Below are 6551 nucleotides of genomic sequence, written 5' to 3'. Positions count from 1 at the left end.
GGGGAAGCTGCGGGGCCTGGTGCGTCCCACGCGCCGTCAGGTGCGGGGCGGCGCGACCGGCGCCGGATTCTGGGCCGGCCTGGCGGAGCTGCCCGCCGCCGAACGCCAGGCGCGGACGGTGGACCTCGTGCGCGGCATGGCCGCCTCCGTCCTGGGCCACGCCGAGGCCACCGCGATCGACCCGGCGCGGGGCTTCCTGGAGTCGGGCTTCGACTCGCTCAGCGCGATCGAGTTCCGCAACCGGCTCGACAAGCACACCGGCCGCCGTCTTCCCGCCACCCTGATCTTCGACTACCCCAGCCCCCACGACCTGGCCCACCACCTCCTCACCCAGTTCCACCCGGAGAACGAGGAGGACGGCGACCCGACCACCGTGCTGGAGAAGCAGCTGCTCGCGCTGGAGAAGTCGTTCGCGGACACGACCCTCGATCAGGCGGGCCGAACCCGGATCGTCAGCCGTCTCCACGCCCTCACCGCAGCCTGGAGCGCGGTCGGCGAGTCAGAGGGGCCGCACGGCCACGGGACCAGCCTCGACAGCGCCAGCGCGGAAGACCTGTTCAGCATCCTGGACGACGAACTGCACTCCCCGGAGTGACCCCACCCCCTGTCCCCGCCGCGTGCACGCGCACACGACGGGGACAGGGGGAACACATGCACATCGCCCCGTAACCCACCGCAGAACCGACCCCGCACACACCGATGCCCGCGCCCCACGACCACCCCGGCCGTCGGACACGGGCATCGCCGCGTCTCCACTTCCCCGCAATCAGCGGCCGCCTGCCCAAAGGCGCGACCGCCCACGGTCTCAGACCGCCGCCGAAGCCGAATCCCGCCGCAGCCGGCGCTCCGCCGTCACGTCGTTGATGATGTCGTCCAGCGTCCGCTGCGGTCGGAAGCCCACCGTGCGCTCGGCCTTGCCGCAGTCGGGCACCCGGCGCTCCATGTCCTCGAACCCCGGCCCGTACGCCTCCTGGTAGGGGACGTGGACCACGCTGCTGGTCGAACCGGTGGCCTTGATGACCCGTTCGGCCAGCTCGGCGATGCTGATCTGCTCGTTGCTGCCGATGTTGTACGCGGTACCGTAGGCGCTCTCGTCCGCCATCAGGGCCACCAGCGCGGGGACGACGTCCAGTACGTGGCAGAAGCAGCGGATCTGCTCCCCGCTGCCGAACACGGTCAGCGGCTCACCGGCCAGCGCCTGCTCGACGAACCGCGGCACGACCATCCCGTACCGGCCGGACTGGCGCGGCCCGACCGTGTTGAACAGCCGGGCGATGACCGACCGTACGCCGTACTCGACGCCGTACAGATGGGCGTACGTCTCGTCCAGGGCCTTGGCCTCCGCGTAGGACCAGCGGTTGACGAGCGGAGAGCCGACGATGCGGTCGTCGTCCTCCGTGATGCCCTCGGTCGTGTTCTTGCCGTAGATCTCGCTGGTCGAGGCGAGGAGCACCGGCACCTGGTGGCGGCGGGCGGCCTCCAGGACCGTCTCGACGCCGAGCAGGTTGGTGCGCAGGCTGTGCAGCGTCTTGTCGAGGATGGTGAATACGCCCACGGCGGCGGCCAGATGGTAGATCGCGTCGACCCCCTGCAGCGCGGCCTCCACGGCCTCGGGGTCGTTGACGGAGCCGTGGTGGAAGCTGAGTCCCGGGTGGTCGGCGACCGCGGCGAGGTTGTGTTCGCTGCCGGTGCTGAGGTCGTCAAGGACGACGACCTCCTGGCCGAGGCCGAGCAGGTGCTCCGTGAGGTGGGATCCGATGAATCCCGCCCCGCCGGTGATCAGGCTGCGCATTGCCGTGGTCCTTTTCGGATGGGCTGGGGTGGTGGGGGTGCTTCAGAGGGACAGGGACGGTGCCTGCGGTTCGGCGGCCGCCGCGGGGCCGAAGCGGTAGGTGGCGTCCACGACCGTGGGGCAGTCCGCCACCCAGCCGTAGTCGTGGCCCGGGTGCTCGGTGTGGATGAGGGCCAGGTCCCAGTCGGCCCCGTCAGGACGTACCGCGCCACGCAGAAGGGTGCCGTCCGGCAGCCGGACCTCGTCGACCAGCGGGTCGTGGAAGCCGACCTGGGCGCCGCCCGCGGTGAGGAGGCCGATGATGTCCAGGGCGGAGGAGGAGCGCACGTCCTTGACTCCGGGCTTGTAGGTGACGCCGACGACGATGACCCGGGTGCCGGCGAGGCCGCGGCCCGACCGGGAAAGGGTGTCGAGGACCCGGTCGGCGATCTGCCGGGGCCGCTGGGCGATCGCTGCCATCGCCTGCGTGACCAGCGGTGCCTGATCGCGGGTCGCGCGCAGCTGCCACAGCAGGTAGTGCGGGTCGCAGGGGATGCAGTGGCCGCCGACGCCGGGGCCCGGGTCGAAACGCATGAAGCCGTACGGCTTGGTCGCCGCCGCCTCGGTGATCTCCATCGGGTCCAGGGACAGGGCCGTGCAGATCTCGGCGAACTCGTTGGCGAGCGCGATGTTGACCGCGCGGAAGGAGTTCTCGTACAGCTTCGTCATCTCGGCGGCCTCGGGCGAGCCCACCTCGTGGACGGCGGGGGTGAGGACGCTGAGGAGCCGACGGGCCCGGCTCACGCAGCCTTCGCTGACACCACCGAGGACGCGCGGCGTTTCCGCCTGCGTGTGGGTGACGTTGCCCGGGTCGATGCGCTCGGGGCTGGAGGCCACGAAGACGTCCCGGCCGACGGTGAAGCCCTGGGCGGTCAGCGGCTCGACGAGCAGTCTGCGCGTGGTCCCGACAAAGCTGGTGGAGGTGAGGATCAGCGTCTGGCCCGGCACCACGTGCTCGATCAGGGACGTGCAGGCGGCGCGCAGCGGCTCCAGGTCCGGCATCAGATGATTGTCGATGGGCGTGGGTACGCACACCATGACCGCGTCCGCCTCGGCGAGCCGGCCGATGTCGGAGGTGAGCGTGAAACCGTCCTCGCGCAGCGCCTTGTCCAGGCGTCGGAGGTCGGCCTCGATCAGGTCGACGTCGCTGGCGCGGATCGCCGCCAGCCGGGCCTCGCTGTGGTCGATGCCGATGACGGACAGTCCGCCGGCGTGCAGACCGAGCGCAGTCGGCAATCCCACATATCCCATGCCGATGACGGCGACGGACGCGATCCGCTCTGTTCCGGCCCCCGGCCGGTCGTGTGCGGTGGATGCTGGCATTTTCCCTTCAACCCATTCGGTTGGTGCCGCCACTTCGAATCGCCGTACCCATGGCGCCGCGAAAAGCGCGCCGGGAACCCTTGAAACCATGAACGCGATAAGAATTGGCACCGGAATGTGCCAGGGAGACGCGCGTTGACGGTTGCTTTGCGCGTCGATGCTACGGCGTGCGGGGGACGCCTTCCTACCCCTATCCGCCCCTATCGGTGGGCCGCCGGAAGCCTCGCCGGGACGGGGAATCGGGGCACCTCACCGCGCCCCGGACTCAGGTCTCTCACGACGCGCCGGATTCGAGGTGCCCGGAGGGGAAAACAAACCGGCCCGAGCGGCCGGGACACTCGCGTGTCCCGATCCGTCCCGGGCCGGATCACGGCCGGAATGGGTCAGCCAGTCACTCAGCCGACCAACCGGCCGGCCCCGCCCCCGCCGCGGCCGACAGGGGTACGGGCGAGGGCCGAGGCCATTACGCCGACGTGCGGCGGCGGAAGAGCAGCCCCGCCAGCGGTACGGCCACCACCAGCAGCCCGCTCCACCAGGCCAGCGCAATCCACGCGTCGTTGCCGACCGGCATGCCGAGCAGCAGACCGCGGACGGCGTCGATGAGGGGGGTGAACGGCTGGTTGTTCGCGAAGCCCTGGAGCACGCTCGGCATGGTGTGCGTGGGCACGAACGCGCTGCTGGCGTACGGCACGAAGACCAGCACCAGGCTGAGACCGCTCGCCCCCTCCACCGACTTGGTGAGCACCGCGAAGATCACCGACAGCCACGAGATGGTGGTGGCGAAGATCAGCAGCAGTCCGGCCGCCGCCAGCCACTCCCGTACCCCCGCCTGCGGCCGGAAGCCGACCGCCAGGCCGCCCAGCACGATCACCGTCATCGACAGGATGTGCCGGGCGAGGGAGCCCACCACATGGCCGGTGAGCAGGGACGTCGAGACCATCGGCATGGACCGGAAGCGGTCCACGATGCCCTCGGCGAGGTCGTTGGCCATGCTGACCGAGGTGTTGGAGGCGTTGAAGCCGACGCTGATGACGATCAGGCCGGCGATCATGTAGCTCGCGTAGTTCACGCTGCCGGTCTCGATCGCGCCGCCGAACAGATAGCGGAAGACGATCAGCTGGGCGAGCGGAAGCATGGTCGACACGATCATCAGCTCGGCGTTGCGCAGCAGATGACGGGTGGCGCGCCCGCTCAGCACCAAGCTGTCGCTCACCGCCCAGGCCAACCGGGAGCGGAGGGACGCGGCCGGAGGTACGGCGTGCAGTTGCTGAGTGGTCATCGCGATCGGGTCTCCCGGGTGCCCGCCGACGCGGCGGACTGGTCGGACCGGCCGGACAGCGCGTCGGACCCGGCGGAGCGGTCGGAGTCCCCTGCCTGCGGGGACCGGTGGGATTCCCCGGCGGCCGGGGACTGGTGGGGCACCGTGCCGCCGGGGGCCCGCGAGGGGCCGGACCGGTCGGTCAGCGTCAGGAACACGTCGTCCAGGGTCGGCTCGGTGATGCTGATGTGGCGTACCTCGACACCGGCCTGTTCCACCCGGTCCAGGATCGACTTCAGATGCCGGGCACCCTCGATCGGTGCGCTGACCCGGTGGCCGTCCTCCTCCCGCTGCACCTTCTCACCGGACATGGCTGCCAGCGCGGCGCCGAGGGCGTTCTCGTCGTCGAAGGTCAGCTCCAGGCGTTCGCTGCCGACGCGCTGCTTCAGCTCGCCCGGGGTGCCTTCGGCGACGATGTGCCCGTCGCTCAGCACGCCGACGCGGTCGGCGAGTTGGTCGGCCTCCTCCAGGTACTGCGTGGTCAGCAGGATGGTGGTCCCCTGTCCGAGCAGGGCCCGGATCGCGGCCCACATGGTGGCGCGGCTGCGCGGGTCGAGTCCGGTGGTCGGCTCGTCCAGGAAGATCACCGGGGGTCGACCGATGAGGCTGGCGGCGAGGTCGAGCCGGCGGCGCATGCCGCCCGAGTACGTCTTGGCCTGCCGGCCCGCGGCGTCGACCAGGTCGAACTGCTCGATCAGCTCGTCCGCGCGGCGCCGCGCGGCGGCCCGGCCCAGCCGGTACAGGCGACCCATCATCACCAGGTTCTCCCGCCCGGTGAGCATCTTGTCGACCGCCGCGTACTGACCGGTCAGGCCGACCGATGCGCGGACCTCGCGGGCCTGGCGGACCACGTCGTAGCCGTTGACCCGGGCGGTGCCGGTGCCCATACGGGTCAGTGTGGCCAGGATCCGTACCGTCGTCGTCTTGCCGGCGCCGTTCGGGCCGAGCAGCGCGTACATCGTGCCCGCCTGGACGGACAGATCGATCCCCTTGAGTACGGGCACGTCACCGAAGGATTTGCCGAGCCCTTCCACTTCTATTGGATGGTTCATGCTCGCTAATGACGTCCTTCCCTGTGACGGTGGCGCGCCCGGCGGCCTCATGTATAGGTTGCAGGAATGTTCTCATTCCACCTAAAACGGGAGCCGGAATGGTGTGTCGTGTGAGAGATGTATGCGGCATAAACTTGGCAGTTTGTGTTGTACACGCTCGTTCAGATCGACGTCAAGGCGGATAGGGGGAAGGACATGCAGGACGCCGAGCGCGATGCGGACCTCATGCGGAGTCTGGACCTCCTGTGGTCGGCGGACGAGCGTCCGGCGCCTGGTCCGCGGCCGGGGCTGAGCGTCGCCAAGATCGTCCGTACCGCGATCGGGGTGGCCGACAGTGAGGGCCTGACCAAACTGTCCATGCAGCGGGTCGCCGGCGAGCTCGGGTACACCGCGATGTCGCTCTACCGGCATGTGCCGGGCAAGTCCCAGCTGGTGGCCGTGATGGCCGACGTGGCGTCCGGACCGCCGCCCGAGCTGTCGGACACCGACGCCTGGCGGCAGCGCGTCGAAGCCTGGGTGGACGGCCTGTGGGAGGTCTACCGACGGCACCCTTGGCTGGTGGAAGTGCAGCTCAAGAGCCCGCCGGTGGGCCCCAACGGGCTCGCCTGGATCGAGGCGCTGCTGCGTGCCGTGCGCGGCACCGGGCTCGGCCACGACGAGGTTCTGGGGCTCGCGATGTTCATGTTCTCGGCGGTCCGCGACCTCGCCCGCCTCGCCGACGATCTGGTGCCGATGGGCCTGGGGTACCCCCAAATCCTGGAGAAGATCGTTGACGGCGATCGGTTCCCGATGCTCGCCGAACTGGCCACCGCGATGCCCGCTGCCGCCGACGGCAGCGATGGGGACGGCGAGGTGCGGCCGGTCGTCGGATTCGGGATCCGGCTGCTGCTCGACGGGGTGGAGTCCTACGTCCGCGATAAGGGGTAGCCGGGCCCGGCCGAATAGGGGTACCCCCTGGGGGCTCTGGTGCGCTAGGACGTGAAATCGGCGCAGAACAGCGCCGGCCGGGAATCGGCTGCTTTTCTGT

6 protein-coding genes are annotated in these 6551 nt (G+C 70.2%); 2 read left to right on the top strand and 4 right to left on the bottom strand.

Annotation, left to right across the window (positions count from 1 at the left end; all coding sequences use genetic code 11):
* The coding region (locus JL475_RS32865; protein ID WP_237408972.1) for a phosphopantetheine-binding protein at positions 1–595 on the top strand (595 nt) is incomplete at its 5' end.
* Between the two features lie 210 nt (positions 596–805).
* Here the strand turns inward: JL475_RS32865 and JL475_RS32860 are convergent.
* From JL475_RS32860 to JL475_RS32845, 4 genes are all read right to left on the bottom strand, one after another.
* The gene (locus tag JL475_RS32860; RefSeq protein ID WP_202281854.1) at positions 806–1792 is read right to left on the bottom strand and encodes an NAD(P)-dependent oxidoreductase; all 987 of its coding nucleotides are present in this window, start codon (positions 1790–1792) and stop codon (positions 806–808) included.
* A gap of 42 nt (positions 1793–1834) precedes the next feature.
* On the bottom strand, positions 1835–3154 hold the full coding sequence (locus JL475_RS32855) for a nucleotide sugar dehydrogenase (RefSeq protein WP_202281853.1): 1320 nt from the start codon (positions 3152–3154) through the stop codon (positions 1835–1837).
* A 463-nt stretch (positions 3155–3617) separates the two neighbouring features.
* The gene (locus tag JL475_RS32850; RefSeq protein ID WP_202281852.1) at positions 3618–4433 is read right to left on the bottom strand and encodes an ABC transporter permease; all 816 of its coding nucleotides are present in this window, start codon (positions 4431–4433) and stop codon (positions 3618–3620) included.
* Positions 4430–5524: an ATP-binding cassette domain-containing protein gene (locus tag JL475_RS32845; RefSeq protein ID WP_202281851.1), complete on the bottom strand. Its 1095-nt coding sequence runs from the start codon at positions 5522–5524 to the stop codon at positions 4430–4432. Before JL475_RS32845 ends, JL475_RS32850 begins: the two co-directional genes overlap by 4 nt.
* 195 nt (positions 5525–5719) lie before the next feature.
* Between JL475_RS32845 and JL475_RS32840 the strand changes: the two genes are divergently transcribed.
* The gene (locus JL475_RS32840; RefSeq protein WP_237408970.1) at positions 5720–6451 is read left to right on the top strand and encodes a TetR/AcrR family transcriptional regulator; all 732 of its coding nucleotides are present in this window, start codon (positions 5720–5722) and stop codon (positions 6449–6451) included.
* The last annotated feature ends 100 nt before the right edge of the window (positions 6452–6551 follow it).

The sequence above is a fragment of the Streptomyces sp. M2CJ-2 genome (assembly GCF_016757295.1).
GTDB lineage: Bacteria > Actinomycetota > Actinomycetes > Streptomycetales > Streptomycetaceae > Streptomyces.
The sequence above is the reverse complement of the archived record's forward strand: the minus strand, read 5'-3'. Positions and strand labels throughout refer to the sequence as shown.

Excerpts from the sequence above, each read along its gene's own strand:
- JL475_RS32860 (WP_202281854.1), bottom strand. The coding sequence starts at position 1,792 with ATGCGCAGCCTGATCACCGGCGGGGCGGGATTCATCGGATCCCACCTC.
- JL475_RS32855 (WP_202281853.1), bottom strand. The coding sequence starts at position 3,154 with ATGCCAGCATCCACCGCACACGACCGGCCGGGGGCCGGAACAGAGCGG.
- JL475_RS32850 (WP_202281852.1), bottom strand. The coding sequence starts at position 4,433 with ATGACCACTCAGCAACTGCACGCCGTACCTCCGGCCGCGTCCCTCCGC.
- JL475_RS32845 (WP_202281851.1), bottom strand. The coding sequence starts at position 5,524 with ATGAACCATCCAATAGAAGTGGAAGGGCTCGGCAAATCCTTCGGTGAC.
- JL475_RS32840 (WP_237408970.1), top strand. The coding sequence starts at position 5,720 with ATGCAGGACGCCGAGCGCGATGCGGACCTCATGCGGAGTCTGGACCTC.